Annotated in this window: 20 protein-coding genes; 12 read left to right on the top strand and 8 right to left on the bottom strand. The window is 71.1% G+C overall.

All coding sequences use genetic code 11. The features are described from left to right. The first annotated feature begins 129 nt into the window (after positions 1-129). Together ACSMXR_RS20310 and ACSMXR_RS20315 are read left to right on the top strand one after the other, a co-directional pair. Positions 130-1,026 carry an NUDIX hydrolase gene (locus ACSMXR_RS20310; protein ID WP_381791150.1) on the top strand — a complete coding sequence of 299 codons (897 nt, stop codon included), beginning with the start codon at positions 130-132 and terminating at the stop codon, positions 1,024-1,026. Continuing rightward, on the top strand, positions 1,023-1,859 hold the full coding sequence (locus ACSMXR_RS20315; RefSeq protein ID WP_137235136.1) for an MBL fold metallo-hydrolase: 837 nt from the start codon (positions 1,023-1,025) through the stop codon (positions 1,857-1,859). Before ACSMXR_RS20310 ends, ACSMXR_RS20315 begins: the two co-directional genes overlap by 4 nt. 51 nt (positions 1,860-1,910) lie before the next feature. Here ACSMXR_RS20315 and ACSMXR_RS20320 read toward each other — a convergent pair whose 3' ends face one another. Beyond that, positions 1,911-2,585: a Crp/Fnr family transcriptional regulator gene (locus tag ACSMXR_RS20320; protein ID WP_003967450.1), complete on the bottom strand. Its 675-nt coding sequence runs from the start codon at positions 2,583-2,585 to the stop codon at positions 1,911-1,913. Positions 2,586-2,955: 370 nt separating this feature from the next. On the opposite strand from ACSMXR_RS20320, the gene nth reads away from it, so the two are divergent. The 3 genes from nth to ACSMXR_RS20335 all read left to right on the top strand — a co-directional run bounded on the left by nth (position 2,956) and on the right by ACSMXR_RS20335 (position 6,038). Then, on the top strand, positions 2,956-3,843 hold the full coding sequence (nth, locus tag ACSMXR_RS20325) for an endonuclease III (RefSeq protein ID WP_240806098.1): 888 nt from the start codon (positions 2,956-2,958) through the stop codon (positions 3,841-3,843). A 127-nt stretch (positions 3,844-3,970) separates the two neighbouring features. Then, positions 3,971-4,741, top strand: a complete 771-nt coding sequence (locus tag ACSMXR_RS20330; RefSeq protein ID WP_137235137.1) for an NUDIX hydrolase — start codon at positions 3,971-3,973, stop codon at positions 4,739-4,741. Positions 4,742-4,832: 91 nt separating this feature from the next. Further along, entirely contained in the window at positions 4,833-6,038 is a 1,206-nt protein-coding gene (locus tag ACSMXR_RS20335) for a MarP family serine protease (RefSeq protein WP_137235138.1), read from the top strand. Between the two features lie 50 nt (positions 6,039-6,088). Here ACSMXR_RS20335 and ACSMXR_RS20340 read toward each other — a convergent pair whose 3' ends face one another. The 5 genes from ACSMXR_RS20340 to acs form a co-directional block, all read right to left on the bottom strand. After that, a complete protein-coding gene (locus tag ACSMXR_RS20340; protein ID WP_103508426.1) occupies positions 6,089-6,292 on the bottom strand; it encodes a hypothetical protein in 204 nt (67 codons plus the stop codon). A gap of 115 nt (positions 6,293-6,407) precedes the next feature. Beyond that, positions 6,408-7,445, bottom strand: coding sequence for an alpha/beta fold hydrolase (locus ACSMXR_RS20345; protein ID WP_381791140.1), 1,038 nt, complete (start codon positions 7,443-7,445; stop codon positions 6,408-6,410). Further along, positions 7,442-7,993 carry a phage holin family protein gene (locus tag ACSMXR_RS20350; protein ID WP_137235140.1) on the bottom strand — a complete coding sequence of 184 codons (552 nt, stop codon included), beginning with the start codon at positions 7,991-7,993 and terminating at the stop codon, positions 7,442-7,444. Before ACSMXR_RS20350 ends, ACSMXR_RS20345 begins: the two co-directional genes overlap by 4 nt. Before the next feature lie 40 nt (positions 7,994-8,033). Further along, the gene (gene nhaA / locus ACSMXR_RS20355; protein WP_381791137.1) at positions 8,034-9,437 is read right to left on the bottom strand and encodes a Na+/H+ antiporter NhaA; all 1,404 of its coding nucleotides are present in this window, start codon (positions 9,435-9,437) and stop codon (positions 8,034-8,036) included. A gap of 237 nt (positions 9,438-9,674) precedes the next feature. Further along, positions 9,675-11,672 carry an acetate--CoA ligase gene (gene acs / locus ACSMXR_RS20360; RefSeq protein WP_473169594.1) on the bottom strand — a complete coding sequence of 666 codons (1,998 nt, stop codon included), beginning with the start codon at positions 11,670-11,672 and terminating at the stop codon, positions 9,675-9,677. A gap of 372 nt (positions 11,673-12,044) precedes the next feature. Here acs and ACSMXR_RS20365 point away from each other — a divergent pair, with 372 nt between their 5' ends. Beyond that, positions 12,045-13,370: a polysaccharide deacetylase family protein gene (locus ACSMXR_RS20365; RefSeq protein WP_473169595.1), complete on the top strand. Its 1,326-nt coding sequence runs from the start codon at positions 12,045-12,047 to the stop codon at positions 13,368-13,370. A gap of 258 nt (positions 13,371-13,628) precedes the next feature. Here ACSMXR_RS20365 and ACSMXR_RS20370 read toward each other — a convergent pair whose 3' ends face one another. After that, the gene (locus tag ACSMXR_RS20370; RefSeq protein ID WP_137235144.1) at positions 13,629-14,624 is read right to left on the bottom strand and encodes an ATP-binding protein; all 996 of its coding nucleotides are present in this window, start codon (positions 14,622-14,624) and stop codon (positions 13,629-13,631) included. A 102-nt stretch (positions 14,625-14,726) separates the two neighbouring features. On the opposite strand from ACSMXR_RS20370, the gene ACSMXR_RS20375 reads away from it, so the two are divergent. Next, positions 14,727-15,551: a Fic family protein gene (locus ACSMXR_RS20375; protein ID WP_103508604.1), complete on the top strand. Its 825-nt coding sequence runs from the start codon at positions 14,727-14,729 to the stop codon at positions 15,549-15,551. 617 nt (positions 15,552-16,168) lie between these two features. On the opposite strand, the gene ACSMXR_RS20380 is transcribed toward ACSMXR_RS20375, so the two are convergent. Continuing rightward, positions 16,169-17,017 (bottom strand): HAD family hydrolase, encoded by an 849-nt coding sequence (locus ACSMXR_RS20380; RefSeq protein WP_242735519.1) that lies wholly within the window; start codon positions 17,015-17,017, stop codon positions 16,169-16,171. A 500-nt stretch (positions 17,018-17,517) separates the two neighbouring features. On the opposite strand from ACSMXR_RS20380, the gene ssd reads away from it, so the two are divergent. The 5 genes from ssd (at position 17,518) to ACSMXR_RS20405 (ending at position 21,931) form a co-directional block, all read left to right on the top strand. Further along, on the top strand, positions 17,518-18,654 hold the full coding sequence (ssd, locus tag ACSMXR_RS20385; RefSeq protein ID WP_473169596.1) for a septum site-determining protein Ssd: 1,137 nt from the start codon (positions 17,518-17,520) through the stop codon (positions 18,652-18,654). Beyond that, positions 18,651-19,799 carry a TadA family conjugal transfer-associated ATPase gene (locus ACSMXR_RS20390; RefSeq protein ID WP_242735524.1) on the top strand — a complete coding sequence of 383 codons (1,149 nt, stop codon included), beginning with the start codon at positions 18,651-18,653 and terminating at the stop codon, positions 19,797-19,799. Before ssd ends, ACSMXR_RS20390 begins: the two co-directional genes overlap by 4 nt. After that, positions 19,796-20,713 carry a type II secretion system F family protein gene (locus tag ACSMXR_RS20395; RefSeq protein ID WP_473169597.1) on the top strand — a complete coding sequence of 306 codons (918 nt, stop codon included), beginning with the start codon at positions 19,796-19,798 and terminating at the stop codon, positions 20,711-20,713. Before ACSMXR_RS20390 ends, ACSMXR_RS20395 begins: the two co-directional genes overlap by 4 nt. Positions 20,714-20,748: 35 nt before the next feature. Further along, entirely contained in the window at positions 20,749-21,552 is an 804-nt protein-coding gene (locus ACSMXR_RS20400; RefSeq protein ID WP_473169598.1) for a type II secretion system F family protein, read from the top strand. Between the two features lie 112 nt (positions 21,553-21,664). Further along, positions 21,665-21,931: a DUF4244 domain-containing protein gene (locus tag ACSMXR_RS20405; RefSeq protein WP_376186935.1), complete on the top strand. Its 267-nt coding sequence runs from the start codon at positions 21,665-21,667 to the stop codon at positions 21,929-21,931. The last annotated feature ends 40 nt before the right edge of the window (positions 21,932-21,971 follow it).

Below are 21,971 nucleotides of genomic sequence, written 5' to 3' on the forward strand. Positions count from 1 at the left end.
GCGTGTGTCCGGGACCGCGTGTGTCCGGGGCATGTGGCGGGCATGGCGCGCGTGTACGGGACATGTCGGGTCGCCGTGATGATCAGGGAGCCTCTCGAACATCGGCGCGGTTCCGGATAGCCTCCGGCCATGTCCCAAGGTCAGTGGTACCCCCCGGAATGGCCCGACCGGATCCGGGCCCTCGCCGCCGGTGAGCTGACGGCCGTGACACCCCGGCGGGCCGCCACCGTGATGCTGCTCCGCGATCCGGGGCCCGGGGCCGCGACGCCCGGCCCTGTCGTGCACATGTTGCGGCGGCGGACCTCCATGGCGTTCGCCGGAGGCGCGTACGCCTATCCGGGTGGCGGAGTCGATCCGCGCGACGACGACCGGCTGATCGGGTGGGCCGGGCCCCCGTTGGAGCAGTGGGCCGCCCGGCTCGGCGTGGCGACGGTCACCGAGGCGCAGGCCGTCGTGTGCGCGGCGGTGCGCGAGACGTTCGAGGAGGCGGGCGTCCTGCTCGCCGGGCCGACCGCGGAGACCGTGGTCGGCGACACGACCGGGGAGGACTGGGAGGCCGACCGGGAGGCGCTGGTCGCCCGGGACCTGTCCTTCGCGGAGTTCCTGGACCGGCGCGGCCTGGTGCTGCGCTCGGACCTGCTGGGCGCCTGGGCGCGCTGGATCACCCCGGAGTTCGAACCGCGCCGCTACGACACCTGGTTCTTCGTCGCCGCGCTCCCCGAGGGGCAGCGCACCCGGGACGTCTCCACCGAGGCCGACCGCACGGTGTGGATCGCCCCCGCCGACGCGGCCCGCCGCTACGACGCGGGCGAGCTGCTGATGATGCCGCCCACCGTGACCACGCTGCGGGCCCTCGCGCCGTACAGGACGGCCGCGGAGGCCCTGGAGGCCGCCGACGTGCAGGACATGACCCCGGTGCTCGCGCAGGCCCGCCTGGAGGGCGACGAGCTGGTGCTGAGCTGGCCGGGGCACGACGAGTTCACCAAACACGTGCCCACGGCGGGCGGCGGGGGTGGTGCCGCGTGAGCGACGCAGCCGCCCTGCCCGGACAGCCGCGCGGAACCGTGGTCTCCGGACCCGCGACCGCCCGTACGGTCAACGTCCTCGCGCCCAACCCGTCCGCGATGACGCTCGACGGCACCAACACCTGGATCGTGGCCGAGCCCGGCTCCGACCTCGCGGTCGTCATCGATCCCGGGCCGCTCGACGACGTACACCTGCGGGCCGTGATCGAGGCGGTGGAGCGGTCCGGGCGGCGCGTGGGTCTGACGCTGCTCACCCATGGGCACCCCGACCACGCGGAGGGCGCGGGCCGGTTCGCGGAGCTGACGCGGACGAAGGTGCGGGCCCTGGACGCGGCGCTGCGGCTGGGCGACGAGGGCCTCGGGGCGGGCGATGTGATCACCACCGGCGGCCTGGAGCTGCGCGTGGTGCCGACGCCGGGGCACACCGCGGACTCGCTCTCGTTCCATTTGCCCGCCGACCGGGCGGTGCTGACGGGCGACACGATCCTCGGCCGCGGTACGACGGTGGTCGCGCATCCGGACGGGCGGCTCGGCGACTACCTGGACTCGCTCAGGCGGCTGCGGTCGCTGACGGTCGACGACGGCGTCCACACGGTGCTGCCGGGCCACGGTCCGGTGCTGGAGGACGCGCAGGGGGCGGTGGAGTTCTACCTGGCCCATCGCGCGCACCGGCTCGCCCAGGTGGAGACGGCGGTGGAGGCCGGGCACCGTACGCCGTCGGAGGTGGTGGCGAAGGTGTACGCCGACGTGGACCGCTCCCTGTGGCCGGCCGCCGAGCTGTCGGTGCGGGCGCAGCTGGAGTATTTGACCGAGCACGGGCTGATCCAGGGCTGATCCAGGGCTGAGCCCTGGATCAGCGCCGGGGAGCGAGGAGGCTGTCGGGCCTCAGCGCGAGCGCTTCGCCAGCCGCTCGACGTCCAGCAGGATGACCGCACGGGCCTCCAGGCGCAGCCAGCCGCGGCCCGCGAAGTCCGCGAGCGCCTTGTTGACCGTCTCGCGGGAGGCGCCGACCAGCTGGGCCAGCTCCTCCTGGGTGAGGTCGTGCACGACGTGGATGCCTTCCTCGGACTGGACGCCGAAGCGGCGCGACAGGTCCAGGAGGGCGCGGGCGACACGGCCCGGCACATCGGAGAAGACCAGGTCGGACATCTGGTCGTTGGTCTTGCGCAGCCGTCGGGCGACCGCGCGCAGCAGCGCGGTGGCCACCTCGGGCCGGGCGTTCAGCCAGGGCTGCAGGTCGCCGTGGCCGAGGCCGAGGAGCTTGACCTCGGTCAGCGCGGAGGCGGTCGCCGTACGCGGGCCCGGGTCGAAGAGCGAGAGCTCACCGATCAGCTCGCCGGGGCCGAGCACGGCCAGCATGTTCTCGCGCCCGTCGGGCGAGGTGCGGTGGAGCTTCACCTTGCCCTCGGTGACCACGTACAGGCGGTCACCCTGGTCGCCCTCGTGGAACAGCGCGTCTCCGCGCGCGAGGGTCACCTCACTCATCGAGGCGCGGAGCTCCGCGGCCTGCTCATCATCGAGCGCCGCGAAAAGCGGGGCGCGCCGCAGAACGTCGTCCACGAGTTCTCTCCTTGTCGGCCTGTTCAGGGAACCGTGGTCCCCATCATGCCGGACGGTAAAACAGTGCGATCAATCACAAACCAGTTTGACGCACGGGCGTGCCGGACCCTACGGCAGGGGGCCGATCGGGGGTGGATATGCCGTGACAGGGGTGGTTGTCGGTGCCTGGCTCTAGGCTGGCCGGGTGTCCAGAACGCCGGGGAGAGCGCAGGCCAAGGGGGCTGACGGGGTGCTGAAGGGCGGCGATTCCGCTGTGGGCGAACAACCCCGGCCGCGCCCGAGGATTGCCGCGAATGGCTCCCTCGGAGAGGCGCACGGCTCGCCCGGAGAGCCGGGAAAGCCGCTCCGGAAGTCGGCCAGGAGGTCCGCAGTGTCATCGTCCACGCCCGCCGAGCCCGCGAAATCCGCGAAATCCGCGAAACCTGTCAAACGAGCCGCATCGGCCGCACCGTCCAAGGCGGCTCGCACGGCCAAACCGGCCAAGGCGCCGAAGCCGGAGTCGCATCTCGCGATGGTCCGCCGGGCGCGCCGGATCAACCGCGAGCTCGCCGAGGTCTATCCGTACGCCCACCCCGAGCTCGACTTCCGTAACCCCTTCGAGCTCCTCGTGGCCACGGTCCTCTCCGCCCAGACCACCGACCTGAGGGTCAACCAGACCACCCCCGCGCTCTTCGCCGCCTACCCCACCCCCGAGGACATGGCGGCGGCCGTGCCGGAGGAGATGGAGGAGATCATCCGGCCGACCGGGTTCTTCCGGGCCAAGACCAAGTCGCTGATAGGGCTCTCGGCCGCCCTGCGGGACGAGTTCGGCGGCGAGGTCCCGGGGCGTCTGGAGGACCTCGTGAAGCTGCCCGGGGTCGGCCGCAAGACCGCCAACGTCGTCCTGGGCAACGCGTTCGGAGTTCCCGGCATCACCGTCGACACGCACTTCGGGCGGCTGGTGCGGCGCTGGAAGTGGACCGACGAAGAGGATCCGGTGAAGGTCGAGGCGGTGGTGGCGGGGATCTTCCCGAAGAGCGAGTGGACGATGCTCTCGCACCGTGTGGTGTTCCACGGCCGCCGGATCTGCCACGCCCGCAAGCCTGCCTGCGGGGCCTGCCCGATCGCCCCGCTCTGCCCTTCGTACGGGGAGGGCGAGACCGACCCGGAGAAGGCCAGGAAGCTCCTGAAGTACGAGATGGGCGGCTATCCGGGCCAGCGGCTCAGCCCGCCCGCCGACTACCCGGGCAAGCCCGCGCCCGCGCTGGGGGCCGGGTGAGGGCAGCCCTCGGTACGGAGCGGCCCGGTACGACCGGCTCGGTGCGGCCGGAAGCGGAGCGGCCGGGAACGGACCCGTCAGGAACGAATCGGCCGACGACAGGCGTTGTGAAACGACGGGGGTGCCCATGACGCACACACACGGCACGACGCACACGCACGCGCACGCCGGGAACGACCCCGCCGAGGGGCCGTCGCCCACCGGCGGTGATGGCGGCCGCGCTCCCGACCCGGCCGTCGCCGTCACCACCGACGGCCTGCCCGCATGGCTCGACCCGGTCGCCCGCGCCGCGCGCAGCGTCCAGCCGCAGCAGCTCAGCCGCTTCCTGCCGCCCGAGAGCGGGGCGGGCCGGCAGTCGGCCGTCCTGGTCCTGTTCGGCGAGGGGGAGCGCGGGCCCGAGCTGCTGCTGATGGAGCGCGCCGGAACGCTGCGCTCCCACGCCGGGCAGCCGTCGTTCCCCGGCGGAGCGCTGGATCCCGAGGACGGCGACCAGGCCACCACCGGGCCGCTGCGCGCGGCGCTGCGCGAGGCCGAGGAGGAGACCGGCCTCGACCCCAGGGGCGTACAGCTCTTCGGCGTGCTGCCCCGGCTCTACATCCCGGTCAGCAGCTTCGTCGTGACGCCGGTGCTCGGCTGGTGGCGCGCGCCCAGTCCGGTCGGGGTGGTCGATCCGGGCGAGACGGCCCGGGTCTTCACGGTTCCCGTGGCGGATCTCACGGATCCCGCCAACCGGGCCACGGCGGTCCACCCGAGCGGGCACGCCGGCCCGGCATTTCTGGTCGAATCGGCTCTGGTCTGGGGCTTCACGGCCGGAGTGATCGACCGGATTGTGCACTACGCGGGATGGGAACGCCCCTGGGACAGGGCCAGACAGGTGCCGCTCGACTGGCGCGCATGACACGCTGGCTCTCCTGCTGCGCTGCTCCGGGTCCGGCCCGGACCCCGTCACCACCGACGGGCCAGGTGACGAAACTGCGAGGCTATAGACGGTGAACGTGCTCGACATCCTGCTGCTGCTCGCCGCCGTGTGGTTCGCGGTCATCGGCTACCGCCAGGGTTTCGTCGTCGGCATCCTGTCGGTGATCGGCTTCCTCGGGGGCGGGCTCGTCGCCGTCTACCTGCTGCCGGTCATCTGGGACCGGGTGACCGAGGATGCCGAGGTCTCCACCGCGGTCGCCATCGGCGCGGTCGTCATCGTGATCATCTGTGCCTCGATCGGCCAGGCCTTCACCACCCACCTGGGCAACAAACTCCGCCGGTACATCACGTGGTCGCCCGCGCGCGCCCTGGACGCCACCGGCGGCGCCCTGGTCAATGTGGTGGCCATGCTGCTGGTGGCCTGGATGATCGGCCTGCTGCTGGCAGGCACCTCGCTGCCGACGCTCGGCAAGGAGGTCCGTAACTCCTCGGTTCTGCTCGGCGTCGACCGGGTGATGCCCGAGCAGGCGCCCAGCTGGTTCCAGGACTTCTCCTCCGTCCTCGCGCAGAACGGCTTCCCGCAGGTCTTCAGCCCGTTCGCCAACGAACCCATCACCGAGGTCAAGGCACCGGACCCGGCTCTGGTGGGCAGCCCGGTCGCCGCCCGCGCCAAGAAGTCGATCGTCAAGGTCGTGGGGACGGCCCCGAGCTGCGGCAAGGTCCTCGAAGGGACCGGCTTCGTCTTCTCCGAGCGCCGGGTGATGACCAACGCCCATGTGGTCGGCGGCGTGGACGAGCCCACCGTCCAGATCGGCGGCGAGGGCCGGCTGTACGACGCGAAGGTCGTCCTCTACGACTGGCAGCGCGACATCGCGGTCCTGGACGTCCCCGATCTCCGGGCCACGCCGCTGCGGTTCACCGGCCCGGACGACGACGCGCGGACCGGCGACAGCGCGATCGTCGCGGGCTTCCCCGAGAACGGCGCGTACGACGTGCGCTCGGCCCGCGTCCGCGCCCGGATCAACCCCGACGGCCCGGACATCTACCACCGGGGCACGGTGCGCCGCGATGTGTACTCGCTCTACGCGACGGTCCGTCAGGGCAACTCGGGAGGCCCGCTGCTCACCCCGGACGGAAAGGTGTACGGAGTGGTGTTCGCCAAGTCGCTCGACGACCCGGACACCGGCTACGCGCTGACGGCCGACGAGATCCGCGAGGACATCGAGATCGGCCGCACGGCCAACCAGCAGGTCGACAGCCAGGGCTGCGCCCTCTAGCGGGCCCGGCAACGGGCCTTGTGGCGCGCCCTCCAGGGGGAGCGAAAGGGTCAGTTACGGGGATGGCGGAGCCGCGCCGAGACCCAGCGGGCCCGACGGCGGAGGATGCGCGGAATCCCGAGACGGGAACGGTGAAGGTCATGCACTTCGTGCACCCGGCCGCGAGGGCCGCCCCCCTCATGAGTGCTCACACCGGTTGACGCGGTGGAGCGGCGGTTGCGTGCTTCGTCAGTGAAGTCGTGCGTCCAGCCCATACCCCGACGTCTGCCCGTGACCCATGGTCGGTAACCGTCGGCGAGTCAGCCAATTGGCCTATGCGGAAGGCAATTGGCTGTTCGTCGGACAGCTGTGCGCGAACGGGTGACCGGCCTACCGGTCGGGCTCGGGGTCCTTGAGCCAGTTGATGAGTTCGGTGGAGAAGCCGATCGGATCCTCCTCGTGCGGGAAGTGCCCGACACCGTCGAAAAGTCGCCATCGGTAGGGCGCCTCGACGTACTCGCCGGACCCGGCCGAACTCCGCGTACGGACCGCCGGATCGAGCGAACCGTGCAGGTGCAGCGTGGGCACTCGGACCGGACGCTTCATCCGCCGGTTGAACTGGATCCCGTCCGGACGCGCCATCGAGCGGACCATCCAGCGGTACGGCTCGATCGAGCAGTGGGCGGTGGAGGGGATGCTCATGGCCCGGCGGTAGACGTCCAGGGTCTCCTCGTCGGGGAAGTCCGGGGTGCGCGGGCCCGCCCAGTCCTGGATGAGGCTCCCCACCAGGGCGGAGTCGTCCGCGAGGAGCTGCCGCTCCGGCAGCCACGGGCGCTGGAAGCCCCAGACGTACGAACCGGCCCGCGACTGGGCGAAGTCGGAGAGCATCGAGGAGCGCCAGCGGCGCGGGTGCGGCATGGAGGAGACGACGAGCCGGCGGACCAGCTTGGGCCGCATCACGGCGGCCGTCCAGGCGAGGTAGCCGCCGAGGTCGTGGCCGACCAGGGCCGCGTCGGGCTCGCCGAGGGAGCGGATCACGCCGGTGACGTCGAGGGCCAGGTTGGCGGGGTCGTAACCGCGCGGTGTGCGGTCGCTGCCGCCCACCCCGCGCAGGTCCATCGCGACCGCCCGGAAGCCCGCGTCGGCGAGCGCGGGCAGCTGGTGACGCCAGGTCCACCAGAACTGCGGGAAGCCGTGCAGCAGGAGCACCAGCGGCCCCTCGCCCATCTCCGCGATGTGGAACCGCGCACCGTTGGCCGCCACGTCGCGGTGGGTCCAGGGGCCGTCGAGGCGCACCGGCCCCCCGGTGGCGGCGGTCCGGCCCGCGAGGCCGGTGGCGGCAGGGTCCGCCGGGGCCGACGGGGTGGCCGAACCCTCCGGGTCCACCGGACCCGTCGGGCCGAATGCGCTGGAATCGGGAACCGTCATGTGGACGAGCGTGCCACAGCGGCGGCCTCGTCCTTACCGGAGCCGACACCGGAGCCGCCTTCGACACTCTTCTTCGCCAGGCTGCTGCCGGAGCCGCCGGAGCGCTCGATGATCGCGGCGGCCTCGACGGACGCACGCGGGTGCGGCTTGGCGTTCTGCAGGACGGCGGCGGTCTGCTTGGCGGAGGCGATGGACTTCTCCGGCGGCTTGACCTTCTTGAACTTCCGGATGCCCAGGAACGCCAGCAGCCCGCCCAGCGCGATGAACGCCACGCCGACGATCAGGAACGACCAGGCGAGCCCGAGGCCCAGGTTGTGGATGCCGTAGGCCGCGGCGAAGCTCAGCACCGGGATCGAGAAGAGCGCGAACACGCCCGCGGCGATGAACGCGATGCTGCCGATCGCCCCGCGCCTGACGTCCTGTCGTACCTCCGCCTTGGCCAGGGCGATCTCGTCGTGCACCAGCGCGGACATCTCGGCCGTCGCCGAGGCGACCAGCTGCCCGATGCTGCGGTCCGCACTGCCCACGTAGTTGCCGGGGTCGCTCATCCCTGACTCCCTCTCCGTCTTCGACACATCCGATGTCAGATCATGCCGGACTGTTCGGCTTGTTGCGCGCTGCCCCCGCCCGTTCTTCGGCGAGACGGCGGTGTTCGGCCGCCTTGCGCTCGTGGATGGCGGCCATCCGCAGGTGATACTCCGGATCATCCTGCTCGTAGACGTCGGGTACCCCGGATCCGTCCTCGTCCCGCTCCTCGGCCTCGATCAGCGCACGGTAGGTGCGTACCCGGATCTTGAGCAGTACACAGGCGAGCGTGGCCGCGATCAGCGAACCGAGCAGCACGGCGGCCTTGATGTCGTTGACCGTGTCCGGGTCGCCCTCGAAGGCGAGCTCGCCGATGAGCAGCGAGACGGTGAACCCGATGCCGGCGAGTGTGGCCACCGCGAAGACATCGGCCCAGGCCAGGTCCTTGTTCAGCGTCGCCCTGGTGAAGCGGGCGGTGAGGTAGGTGCCGCCGAAGATGCCGACGGTCTTGCCGACGACGAGACCGAGGACGACGCCGAGCGTCTCGGGCCGGGTGAAGACGCCCGCCAGCGCCTCGCCGTTCAGTGCGACCCCGGCCGAGAACAGGGCGAACAGCGGGACGGCGATCCCGGCCGACAGCGGGCGGACCAGGTGCTCGATGTGCTCGCCGGGGGAGTGCTCCTCGCCCTCGCGCCGGGTGCAGCGCAGCATCAGGCCCATGGCGACACCGGCGATGGTGGCGTGGATGCCGCTGTTGTACATCAGGCCCCAGATGACCAGGGCGAGCGGGACGTAGACGTACCAGCCCCGGACCTCGAAGCGGAGCAGGAGGTAGAAGACGGCGAGACCGAGGACGGCTCCGCCGAGCGCCGGGAAGTTCAGGTCCGAGGTGAAGAACACCGCGATGATCAGGATCGCGAAGAGGTCGTCGACGACGGCCAGGGTGAGCAGGAAGGCCCGCAGCGCGGAGGGCAGCGAGGTGCCGATCACCGCGAGGACGGCGAGCGCGAACGCGATGTCGGTGGCCGTCGGGACCGCCCAGCCGTCCGTCGAGCCGCCGCCGACGACCGCGGTGAGGGTGTAGACGAGGGCGGGCACGGCCATGCCGCACAGGGCCGCCACCACCGGGAGGGCCGCGGCCTTCGGATCGCGGAGCTCGCCCGCGACCAGTTCGCGCTTGAGCTCGACACCGGCGACGAAGAAGAAGACGGCGAGCAGCCCGTCCGCCGCCCAGTGCGCCACGGAGAGGTCCAGGCCGAGGGCGCCGGGCCCGAAGTGGACATCGCTGACCGCGCGGTACGAGCCGCCGAAGGCGTTGGCCCAGACGAGAGCGGCGACCGCCGCCACCAGCAGGAGCACACCGCCGACCGTCTCCGTACGGAGCGCCTCCGCCACGTAGTTCCGCTCGGGGAGCGAGAGCCTGCCGAGCAGCGGGCGGCGGGGCGGGGCGGGGGAGGGGGGTGTCACGAAAGAGACCTCCAGGTCAGGGCGGCATGAGGGCAGGACTGATGGACATGCCGACCAGACTTCCCGGCGCCCCTGTGGAGATGTTCTCTGAAGTTGTGGGTGAAGCGAAGCGCCCACTCTACCGGGGGCGGGAAAAGCGGGATCGTACGAGGCGATCTTCGGGCTGAATGCCCGATGGGCACCCGGCGCGTTGCCGGATGCCCATCGGAGCCGTACTCATGCGTCTGTTCCGTGCTGTCAGTCCTCGGACGAGGAGGACGGCAGCTGGGTGGTGATCAGGTCCATCACCGAGGAGTCGGTCAGCGTCGTGACGTCGCCCAGCTCGCGGTTCTCGGCGACATCGCGCAGCAGCCGGCGCATGATCTTGCCGGAGCGGGTCTTCGGCAGCTCGGCGACCGGCAGCACCCGCTTGGGCTTCGCGATCGGGCCGAGCGTCGCGCCGACGTGGTTGCGCAGCTCCGCGACCAGCTCCTCGGAGGAGGTCGCCGTACCGCGCAGGATCACGAACGCCACGATGGCCTGGCCGGTCGTCTCGTCGGCCGCGCCGACCACGGCGGCCTCGGCGACGGAGGGGTGGGAGACGAGGGCGGACTCGACCTCGGTGGTCGAGATGTTGTGCCCGGAGACGAGCATGACGTCGTCGACCCGGCCGAGCAGCCAGATGTCGCCGTCCTCGTCCTTCTTGGCGCCGTCGCCCGCGAAGTACTTGCCCTCGAAGCGCGACCAGTAGGTGTCGATGAAGCGCTGGTCGTCGCCCCAGATGGTGCGGAGCATGGAGGGCCACGGCTCGGTGAGGACGAGGTAGCCGCCCCCGCCGTCCGGCACCTCGTTGGCGTCGTCGTCCACGACGGTGGCGGAGATGCCCGGCAGTGCGCGCTGGGCGCTTCCCGGCTTCGTCTCCGTCACACCGGGCAGCGGCGAGATCATCATCGCGCCGGTCTCGGTCTGCCACCAGGTGTCCACGATCGGGCACTTGTCGGCGCCGATGTTCTTGCGGTACCACATCCACGCCTCGGGGTTGATCGGCTCACCGACCGAACCGAGGACCCGGAGGCTGCTCAGGTCGAACTTCGCGGGGATGTCGTCGCCCCACTTCATGAACGTACGGATCGCCGTCGGCGCGGTGTAGAGGATCGTGACGCCGTACTTCTGCACGATCTCCCAGAACCGGCCCTGGTGCGGGGTGTCGGGCGTGCCCTCGTACATGACCTGCGTCGCGCCGTTGGCCAGCGGCCCGTAGACGATGTACGAGTGCCCGGTCACCCAGCCGATGTCGGCGGTGCACCAGTAGACGTCGGTCTCCGGTTTGAGGTCGAAGACCGCGTGGTGCGTGTACGCGGCCTGTGTGAGGTAGCCGCCGGAGGTGTGCAGGATGCCCTTCGGCTTACCCGTGGTGCCCGAGGTGTAGAGGATGAAGAGCGGCTGCTCCGCCTCGAAGGCCTCGGGGGTGTGCTCGGTGGACTGGCGGGCGGTGATCTCGTGCCACCAGACATCGCGGCCCTCGGTCCACGCGGTGTCCTGACCGGTGCGGCGGACGACGAGGACGTGCTCGACGTTCTCGAAGCGGGAGACGGCGTCGTCGACGGCGGGCTTGAGCGCGGACGGCTTGCCGCGGCGGTAGCCGCCGTCGGCCGTGATGACGACCTTGGCGTCCGCGTCCTTGATCCGGGCAGCGATGGCGTCGGCCGAGAAGCCGCCGAAGACCACGGAGTGCGCGGCGCCGATGCGGGCGCAGGCCAGCATCGCGACGGCGGCCTCGGGGATCATCGGCAGGTAGACGGCGACCCGGTCGCCCTTGCCGACGCCCAGCTCGGTCAGCGCGTTGGCGGCCCGGGAGACCTCGTCCTTCAGCTCCGCGTAGGTGATGGCCCGGCTGTCGCCCGGCTCGCCCTCGAAGTGGATGGCGACCCGGTCGCCGTTGCCCGCCTCGACGTGGCGGTCCACGCAGTTGTACGCGACGTTCAGCTTGCCGTCCGCGAACCACTTCGCGAAGGGCGGGTTGCTCCAGTCGAGGGTCTCGGTCGGCTCGGTGGCCCACGTCAGGCGGCGGGCCTGCTCGGCCCAGAAGCCCAGCCGGTCCGCCGCGGCCTGCTCGTACGCCTCTGCGGTGACGTTGGCGTTGGCGGCCAGCTCGGCGGGCGGAGCGAATTTCCGCTCTTCCCGAAGCAGGTTGGCCAGGCTCTCGTTGCTCACGACTTCTCCCAGTCCCAGGGTGTCCGTTGTGTCCCGGGGCATAGCTCATCAGGCGCGAGGCCGGGTGACAAGTGTCTGCCGGGAATTGGTTTAGACCTGTGTCTTCGTGTATGGAGCCATGATCCCGTTCCGCGGTCGAGGGCCGCCGTACGACGCGTGGCGCACGGCAGTTGCGTCCCCGCGGGGTGTGCCGGGGCGTGATGCGGAACGGGGTCATCTCGTTGCACGGGCCCGGGGCTCGCCCGGTTCAGGGCCGAGTCCTTCGCGTCGTTCGGGCTAGTTGATAACTCTTATCGGTGAATAAAAAGCTTTTCATTCGGTATGTCGCCCCTTCCTGTGTGGGACCGCGTGCGAATTTGGCCGCGCCGTGTCGGCACTTCAACGCAAATAACCTGCAAGGAAGAGGGTGGGCGGATGATGGCCGCCACGAAGAGGATCGCCTTGGGCGTCATGACCACGGCCTTGGTCGCCGTTCTCGCGGGCTGTTCCGGAGCCGGCTCCGGCTCCGGAGGCGCCGCCGCGTCCGGGGGGCCGGGAGCCGACGCGGAGAAGGGCGCCCACGGCGCCAAGGAGAACCCTCCGGCCGCCGCCCCGAAGAACGCGGTCAAGCTCATCGGGGACGGATCCACCGCCTTCACCGGGGTCCAGCCGAAGATGCCGGCCGCCAAGCGCCTTGCGCCCGGCGAGAAGCCGCCGCAGTTCGTGGTGTTCTCCTGGGACGGCGCCGGAGAGGACAGCCAGAAGCTCTTCTCGCACTTCCGCGGTGTGGCCAAGAAGTACAACGCCAACATGACGTACTTCCTCAGCGGCGTGTACCTGCTGCCGGAGGACAAGAAGGACCTCTACAACCCGCCCCAGCACGCGCCGGGCCGTTCCGACATCGGCTTCAACGACACCGAGGGCATCCGCGACACCCTCGCCGAGGTTCGTGCCGCCTGGCAGGACGGCAACGAGATCGGCACCCACTTCAACGGCCACTTCTGCGGCGCGGACGGCGGCGTCGGGACCTGGTCCGTCGATGAGTGGAAGAGCGAGATCAGCCAGGCGAAAGCTTTCGTCAAGAGCTGGAAGACCAACACCCCGGAGCTGAAGGGCGAGGCCCCGCTGCCCTTCGACTACGACAAGGAACTGATCGGCGCCCGCACCCCCTGCCTCGAAGGCCAGAAGAACATGGTCGCCGCCGCCCGGACCATGGGCTTCCGCTACGACTCCAGCGGCGTCGGCAACCAGGTCTGGCCTCAGAAGAAGGACGGGGTCTGGGACATTCCGCTCCAGCTCGTCCCGATGCCCGGCCGCGCCTTCGAGACGCTCTCGATGGACTACAACTTCATGGTCAACCAGTCCGGCACGGCCACCCAGGGCGACCCCTCCCAGCACGAGTACTGGGGTAACCAGATGCGGGACGGGCTGCTTCAGGCCTTCGACCGCTCGTACAACGGCAACCGGGCGCCGCTGATCATCGGCAACCACTTCGAGTCCTGGAACGGCGGCACTTATATGCGTGCCATCGAGGAGACCATCGCGAAGGTGTGCCCCCAGGAGGGCGTGCGCTGTGTGTCGTTCCGGCAGCTCGCCGACTGGCTGGACGCCCAGGACCCGAAGACGCTGGCCAAGCTGACCACGCTCGGCGTCGGCGAGGCGCCCAAGACGGACTGGTCCACCTACCTCGGCACCCAGGCGGCCGCCGCCCCGCCCGCGGGCAAAGGCACGGACAAGGGCACGGGGAAGGGCACGGACTAGGGCGCCGCGGGTTCGGATCCGGCGGGAGCCGCCGGCCTGAACAACGGCTGAATCACGCCCCATCGTTCGCCGGCCACTTTCCTCAGTGGCCGGCGAACGCGTTGAACCGAGCGCCGAACGCGGAGACCGGTCGAACGGACGCCGGTCGAACGGACCCCGAGGAGCACGAGGCTGCCGAGCGCGGGGCCGTGAACGAGAAGCAGTGAGTGAGGGGCGGTGAGTGCGGGGCGCTGATCCGAGGGGTCCCCGCGTGACGTGTCAGGCGGGTGCCGTGACGCCCGCTCCCGCGTAGCGCTCGTCGAGCACGAAGGCCGGGTCGACCTGGGCGGCCAGGTCGGCGCCGGTCTTCTCGTTGCCCCAGCTCTCGGCGTTCTTCAGGTGGAAGTGCACCATCTGGCGCGTGTAGCGCTCCCAGTCGCGCAGCCCGTACGAGTCCTCGGCGGCGTCCTGCAGCGCTTGCAGGGCCATCCGGTTGTCGGCCTCCAGCAGCTCGAACCTGGAGGGCCGGCCCTTCTCCATCGACCGGACCCAGTCGGAGTGTCCAACCCCGATCAGCAGGTCGTCGCCGACCTCCGCACGCAGGAACTCCAGATCGTCCGGGCCCTGCACCTTGTTCCCGACGACCTTCAGGGCGACGCCGAAGTCGCGCGCGTACTCCTTGTACTGGCGGTACACCGACACCCCCTTACGGGTCGGCTCCGCGACCAGGAACGTCATGTCGAAGCGCGTGAACATGCCCGACGCGAACGAGTCCGAGCCCGCCGTCATATCGACCACGACGTAGTCGTCGGGACCGTCGACCAGGTGGTTGAGGCAGAGCTCCACGGCGCCGACCTTGGAGTGGTAGCAGGCCACACCGAGATCGGACTCGGTGAAGGGCCCCGTCGCCATCAGCCGGACGTCCCCGTCGTCGAGCCGCACCGTACGCGCGCAGGCCTCGAAGATCGGGTTGTCCTCGTGGACCCGCAGGAGCCGAGAGCCCTCGCCGGGCGGAGTCGTCTTGATCATCGTCTCGGCGGAAGCGATACGGGGGTTGGAGCCCCGCAGATAGTCCTTGATGAGCGGGAGATGCGCGCCCATGGCGGGCAGCGCGGCGGCCTCCGCCTCGTCCAGGCCGAGAGCGGCCCCCAGATGCTGGTTGATATCGGCGTCCACGGCGATGACGTGGGCTTCGTTGGCGGCGAGGTGGCGGATGAAGAGCGAGGACAGCGTGGTCTTTCCGCTGCCGCCCTTCCCGACGAAAGCGATCTTCATGTTCACCTAGGGTAGCGGTTCCATTGCGGTGTGCTGTCATCGTTCGTGAAGAAGGCCACTTGAGGGTGGTCCGGGTGGGGTGGGCGCGTAGCCTCGCTACTTATGAGTACGACTGCCTCAGACCCGCTTGCCGCGCTCGGTTCCCTGCCCGGCGTGCCCGATGCCGTGGACTCCGTGCGCAAGGCCGTCGACCGGGTCTACGGCCACCGCGTCATGCGCCGCCGCAGCAATGAGGTCACGGCCGAGGCCGCACTGCGGGGTTCCCGTGGTTCGGCCGCACTGGCCGGTGCCGACTGGAACCTCGAAGAGGTGCGTCGGCGCACCGACTTCAGCGGCGAGGACGAGGCGCGCGTGGTCGGCGCCGCGCTGCGCCTCACCGCGGAGGCGGGGCAACTCCTTTCCATCTGGCGGCAGTCGCCGCTGCGGGTGCTGGCTCGGTTGCATCTGGTGGCGGCCGGCGGGGCTGCCCCCGACGACACGGTGGGGCGTCCGCGCCTGGCGGGTGAATCCGTCGACGAGCCGCTGATCGAGGCGCCGCTGCCCGGGGCCGAGGAGGTCGCCGGGCGACTCGAAGGGCTCTCGCAGCTGATCATCGCGGGCGGCAGCGCCCCCGCCCTGGTCACGGCGGCCGTGGTGCACGGCGAACTGCTGGCGCTGCGCCCGTTCGGTTCGCACAACGGTCTGGTGGCCCGGACCGCCGAGCGCATCGTGCTGATCGGCAGCGGACTGGATCCGAAGTCGATCTGCCCGGCCGAGGTGGGGCACGCGGAACAGGGCCGGGCGGCCTATGTCGCGGCGTTCGAGGGCTACACGGCCGGAACCCCGGAGGGCATGGCCGCCTGGATCGCCCACTGCGGGCGCTCGGTAGAGCTGGGTGTCCGCGAATCGACCGCGGTGTGCGAGGCACTTCAGCGCGGCGCGGCCTGAGGGCGCGGGGCGGGGCAAGGCGGCGCGGGCGGCGCGGGAAGTCGATTCCCGGGCGGCCGGCGTGGCTGACGGGCGAAAGCCCGGAGCAAGGGTTGCGGCGGTATCGGTGTGCGATACCGCCGCTGGCACGTCCGCCCAGTTACCAAGCGTCCTCGTAAATTGCCCATCAGGTCGGGTACTTTGCCCGTCACCTGGTGCGGCTGGCCCGTAATCGACGGGTCGACGTCGCGTGGGTGCTCGGCTTTCGTGCGCGGTCCGTGGGGCCGTACTGCGTTACAGGTCATCCTCGCGGATGTCCTTGGTCTCGCGGGCCGTTAACCCCTTTGTACTCCAGGTCCAGGGGAAGGGAAAGCCCTGGCCTCGCTTCTTTACTTTTAGGTTCAATCAAGGGCGAATCGGGCACCTGGTGCGAGTACCTGGTTCAGGCACCTGGTGCGGGTGCCTGAACCGGTCCAGGTGATCGGTCGAGGGAATCCGGGGAGGGGCCGGTCGGGGTGATCGGCCGGGGTGATCGGTCGATGGTCGATGGGATCGGTCGAGGCCGCCCCGGTGGGGCGTCTTGCTCCACCGGGCCGCCCTGGCCTGCCCCGCCCTGACCTGGTCCACCCCGATCTGGTTCACCCCGGCAGGGCGGCGCCGGCGGTGGTTCGCCGACGGCTGGCGTACCAGACCAGCCCCGCGGTGACGGCTGCCGCGCCGACCGCGGCCGCCGCCACGAGGGCCGGGCGGGGCGGCATCGAGAAGGCGGGCAGGCGCTGCTTGAGTCGGACCGGGCGGTTGAAGACGAGAATCGGCCACTCGCGAAGGGTCGCTTCGCGGCGCAGCGCGCGGTCGGGGTTGACCGCGTGCGGGTGGCCGACCGACTCCAGCATCGGTACATCGGTCGCCGAGTCGCTGTAGGCGTAGCAGCGCGAAAGGTCGTACCCCTCCGAGACCGCGAGCGCCTTCACGGCCTCGGCCTTGGTCGGTCCGTAGGCGTAGTACTCGACCTCGCCCGTGAAGCAGCCGTCGTCGCCGACGACCATGCGCGTGGCGACGACACGGTCGGCCCCGAGCAACTCGCCGATGGGTTCGACGACTTCGGCGCCCGAGGTCGAAACGATGACCACATCGCGACCTGCTGTGTGGTGCTCTTCGATGAGGGTGGCGGCCTCGTCGTAGATGATCGGGTCGATCAGGTCGTGCAGGGTCTCGGCGACGATCTCCTTGACCTGCTGGACGTTCCACCCCTTGCAGAGGGCGGAGAGATATTCACGCATCCGCTCCATCTGGTCGTGATCGGCGCCCCCGGCGAGGAACACGAACTGTGCGTACGCGGTGCGCAGTACAGCGCGGCGGTTGATCAGTCCGCCTTGGTAGAAGGACTTGCTGAAGGTCAGCGTCGAAGACTTCGCAATGACCGTCTTGTCCAGGTCAAAGAAGGCTGCTGTGCGCGGCGAGAAGCAGTTTTCCACAACGCTGAGCATAGGGGCCCACCATTCGGCGTAAACTCCGGCGCGTGGGTTTGCCTGAGAAGGCCCTCGGGTACACCATGGAAGTCACGGATCGTTCGCGACCGTGCTAACCCGGTCCGACTCCTCCCCCCCCGAGTCGGCCGTGGGGACGACCCCCGCTCTCCCCCCCGGCGGGGGTCGTCGCATGTCCGGACGCGTTTTAGGGGCGGAAATCACCTGAGTCTCCCGTCTGGCCGGCATCGGCCCGATCGTGCGAGCTGGATGTCGTGCGACTCGTCTCGTCACAGTGTGTAGCCAAGGGGCTGCACTCCGGAAGTCGTTGGTTTGGGTTACGGAGTTATTCACAACCCCGGGGTTGTCCACAGTTTTCCATCAAGATCCACATGTTTTTCCGCGGTGCTGCACGTTGATTCCACCCGCGAAGTCCGCGGGTGCCGGAATCGCGCATCTCGGAAACGCTCCGAGAACGCCGCGAACCGCACTGAAGGGGCAGTGAGAAGGGGGCGGAGATCGTGGCTGGATCCCTCGCAGGAGAAGGAGCGGCGGTCGCCGAGGGGCGGCGCGGAGGCCCGCTGATCGTGACGGAGGACGTGGAGCTGCTCGACGATCTGCTGAGGCTGTGCGCGGCGGCCGGAGCCGATCCGGAGGTTCATCACGGGCCGCCCGGACGTCGTGGCGGCTGGGAGCGGGCTCCGATGGTGCTGGTGGGAGACGACGCCGCCGCGCGATGTCGGGGCGCCGGCCGCAGGAAGGGGGTGATGCTGGTCGGCCGGGACCAGGACGACCCGGACGTGTGGCGTCGAGCGGTGGAGATCGGGGCCGAATATGTGCTGCGACTGCCCGATTCCGAGGGCTGGCTCGTCGATCAGATCGCCAACGCCGCCGAAGGCGTGGGGCGGCCCGCGCTCACCGTCGGCGTGATGGGCGGGCGGGGCGGCTCCGGCGCATCGACGCTGGCCTGTGCCCTTGCCGTGAGTGCGGCGAGGTCCGGTCGACGGACGATGCTGATCGACGCCGACCCCTTGGGCGGTGGGATCGACGTCCTGCTCGGCGGCGAACGGGCCGAAGGCATGCGGTGGCCGGATTTCGCGCAGTCGAAGGGGCGACTCGGTGGCGGAGCCCTTGAGGACTCGCTGCCCGCGCTCCACGGGCTGCGGGTGCTGAGTTGGGGGCGGGACGACGAGGTGGTGATCCCGCCGCAGGCGATGCGAGCCGTGCTCGCCGCCGCGCGCCGGCTCGGCGGAGTGGTGGTCGTGGACCTCCCACGCCGGGTCGACGAGGGGGTCGCGGAAGCCCTGGCCCAACTCGACCTCGGCCTGCTCGTGGTGCCGGGTGAACTGCGCGCGGTCGCGGCGGCGAAGCGCGTCGCGTCCACGGCCGGAATGGTCCTGGACGACCTGCGAGTGGTGCCCCGGGGCCCGTATGCGTCAGGTCTGGACGGGCGGTGGGTGGCCCAGGCCATCGGCCTCCCGCTCGTCGGTGAACTCCCTTGGGAATCAGGCCTTCTGGTCTCCCAGGACGACGGCACTCCGCCCGGCGGCAGCGCCCGGGGCCCGCTGGCCCGGTTCTGTTCGGCCTTCTGGGAACAGGTGACGGCGGCCGGCGGAACGAGCCGCCTGGCCGGCCCGCCCGGGGGAGGAGCGGCATGACGGACGAACTGCTCGACGCCGTACGTCAGCGGCTGGCACGCAGTGGCGTTGCTCCCACCCCGGCCGGAGTGGCCGCCGCTCTACGGGCCCAGGGGCGTCTGCTGGGGGACGCCGAGGTGCTCGGAGCCGCGGCAGAGCTGCGGGGCGAACTCGTCGGCACGGGAGTGCTGGAGCCGTTGCTCGCGGATCCGGAGGTGACCGATGTGCTGGTGTCCGCACCGGACCGGGTGTGGGTGGACCGGGGTGGTGGCCTCCAGCTGACCGGCGTCACCTTCTCGGACGCGGCGGCGATCCGGCGGCTGGCCCAGCGCCTCGCCGCGGTGGCCGGCAGAAGGCTGGACGACGCACGGCCATGGGTGGACGCCCGACTGCCCGACGGCACCCGGATGCACGCCGTGCTGCCCCCGGTGGCGGTCGGCTCGACCTGTCTCTCCTTGCGTGTGGTGCGGCCACGGGCTTTCTCGCTGGCGGAGTTGGTGGACGCGGGCACGGTGCCGCCCGGCGGCGACCGGATCCTGCGGGCCCTCGTGGAAGCGCGGATCTCCTATGTGATCAGTGGCGGCACTGGGGCGGGCAAGACGACGCTCCTCGCCAGCCTGCTGGGCGCGGTCGGCGCGAACGAACGGATCGTGCTCGCCGAGGACTCCGCCGAACTGCGGCCGGACCACCCACATGTGGTCCGCCTGGAGTCCCGTCCGGCGAATCAGGAGGGCGCGGGCCGGGTGACGTTGCGAGATCTGGTGCGGCAGGCGCTGCGCATGCGGCCCGACCGGCTGGTGGTCGGAGAGGTGCGGGGTGCTGAAGTCACTCAGTTGCTGGCCGCGTTGAACACCGGACACGAAGGAGGGTGCGGCACCGTCCATGCGAACGCCGCCGAGCATGTCCCCGCCCGACTGGAGGCGCTGGGTACCGCGGCCGGTCTTGACCGGGTCGCCCTGCACAGCCAGTTGGCTGCCGCGCTCTCGGTGGTTGTGCACCTCGTGCGGGACCGTGCGGGGCAACGGCGGGTCGCCGAGGTGCATGTCCTGGAGCGGGACGCGGCAGGTCTGGTCCTCACGGTTCCGGCCCTGAGCTGGGGCGTCGGTGGATTCGTGCCGGAGCGCGGCTGGGAACGGCTGCGGTCGCTGATCGGAGGTGCCCTGTGACGGCGGGAACGTCCGCGTACGCGGCCCACGCGGTGGCTCTCTGCGCGGGTTCGGCGGTGTGGCTCGCCATGGTGCGGGATCCGGGGGTGCGGCGGGCGCGGGTGCTGTTCGTGGACGCCCAGCCCGAGTCACGTTGGATGTGGGGCCGGTGGCCAGGGCTGCGGAAGGCCCTGGGGCGCGTGACGGAGTCGGCCCTGGGGCATCGGGAGTGGTGGTGCGTACCGGTCGCGGTGCTGCTCGCGGTGGTGGGCGGCTCGGTTCTGCCGCTGGTCGCGGGAGCACTGGCGGTCCCGGTGATACGCCGTTGGCTGCGGAGGCGGGCCGGGGCACGGGAGGCGGAGAAAGCGGCGGACGCGGTGGCGGCGTTGTGCGGGGCCGTGGTCGGGGAGCTGCGGGCCGGCCGTGAGCCGGGGCAGGCGCTGCTCTTCGCACTGCGTGAGGGACTGGGGGAGGACAGCCCATCGGCAGTGGCTTCCGGCGGACGGCTGGGAGAGGCGGAGGCGGCGGTGCTGGCGGCGGCGCGGTTCGGCGGCGACGTGCCGGCAGCGCTCCGCCAGGCGGCGGCGGGCCCGGGGCTTGCGGGCCTGTCCGGGATGGCGGCGTGCTGGCGGGTGGCCGTGGACGGCGGGGCCGGGCTGGCGACCGGGCTGGAGCGTCTGGAGGCTGCGTTGCGCGAGGACCGGCGCAGACGGGAGGAGTTGCGCGCCCAGCTTGCGGGTGCGTGGTCGACGGTCGTGGTCCTGGCCCTGCTCCCGGTCGCGGGTCTGGGGCTGGGAGCGGCCCTCGGAGCCGACCCCCTGCGCGTACTGCTGCACACCCCGGGCGGTCTGGTCTGTCTGGCGGCGGGGGCGTTCCTGGAGGCGGCCGGTCTGTTCTGGGCCTGCCGGATCGTGCGGGGAGGGGAGGCGGCGTGAACACGGTGGACGGAGAAGTTCTCCACAGCCTGGGGATGTCGGTATCCGTACTGGGCCTGGCGGTGCAGCTGGCGGCCGTGATCGTCGCCAGGTGTCGCGAGCGAGCGGTGCGCGGGCGGGGCGCGCTGCTGTTGGGCACGGTCGCGGCGGCACGGCCCGGCAGGCGGAGCCGGATGACCGCGCTGTTCCGGTCGAGCGGTGGTTCGGGTCTCTCCGAGGCCGCTCGACGGTGGGCGGCCCCGGCCGGTGTCTGGCTCACCGGATGGGTTCTGATCGGCGGTGCGGTGGGCTGTGCCGTCGGTGCGGCCGCGGCGTACGGGACATGGCGGTGGCAGCGGACCCGGCCCCGGCCCGGTACCGGCAGTGCCCATCCGGATCGGGCCGCGATCGCCGGGCAGCTTCCGCTGGCCGCGGATCTGCTCGCCGCCTGTATCGCGGTCGGGGCAGGACCCCGGGAAGCGGCCGAGGAGGTGGGCGAATCCATCGGCGGCCCGGTCGGCGACCGGCTCGCCCGAACCGCCGCCGAGATCCGCCTCGGCGGCGAACCGGCCGAGGCGTGGGGCCGGTTCGCGGAGATACCGGGCGCAGGTCCGCTGGCCCGCTGCCTGCACCGGGCAGGTTCGACAGGGGCCCCGGCCGCGGAACCGGTCGCCAGGCTGGCCGAGGCGATGCGCGCCGAGCGAGCCGGTGCGGCGGTGGCGCGGGCGCAACGGGCCGGGGTGCTGATCACCGCGCCGGTCGGCCTCTGCTTCCTCCCCGCCTTCCTGGCGGTCGGGGTGGCGCCGGTGATCATCGGACTGGCCGGCGAACTGCTCGCGACCGGCCGTCCGGGCCGGTGAGACGGCGCGCGTCGCACGACCGGCACTGACCCGCTGGTCATTCGTTTTCGCTCTCACTCACGGGTGTTCCGTTCGGGCACCCGCTCGTCATCGATGCTCATCGGGGGATGAAATGGAAAAGAAGCTCTGGGACCGGACCGTCGGCGCACTGCGCGGGGGCCGGCTGTCCACAAGGGTGTCGGGCCTGCCGACGAAGTGGTCCGCACGGTGGGCGGGGCGGCTCGGCCGGTCCGATCGAGGAATGACCACATCCGAGTACGCGGTGGGCACCATCGCGGCGTGCGCCTTCGCGGCGGTGCTCTACAAGGTGGTGAACAGCGGGCCGGTGCTGTCGGCGCTGCAGTCACTGGTCGAGGACGCGCTCGATGCGAAGTTCTGATACTCCGTCGGTGCCGAGCCCGGGGAGGGGGCCTGTGGCC

The organism is Streptomyces sp. DSM 106670 (assembly GCF_055792845.1).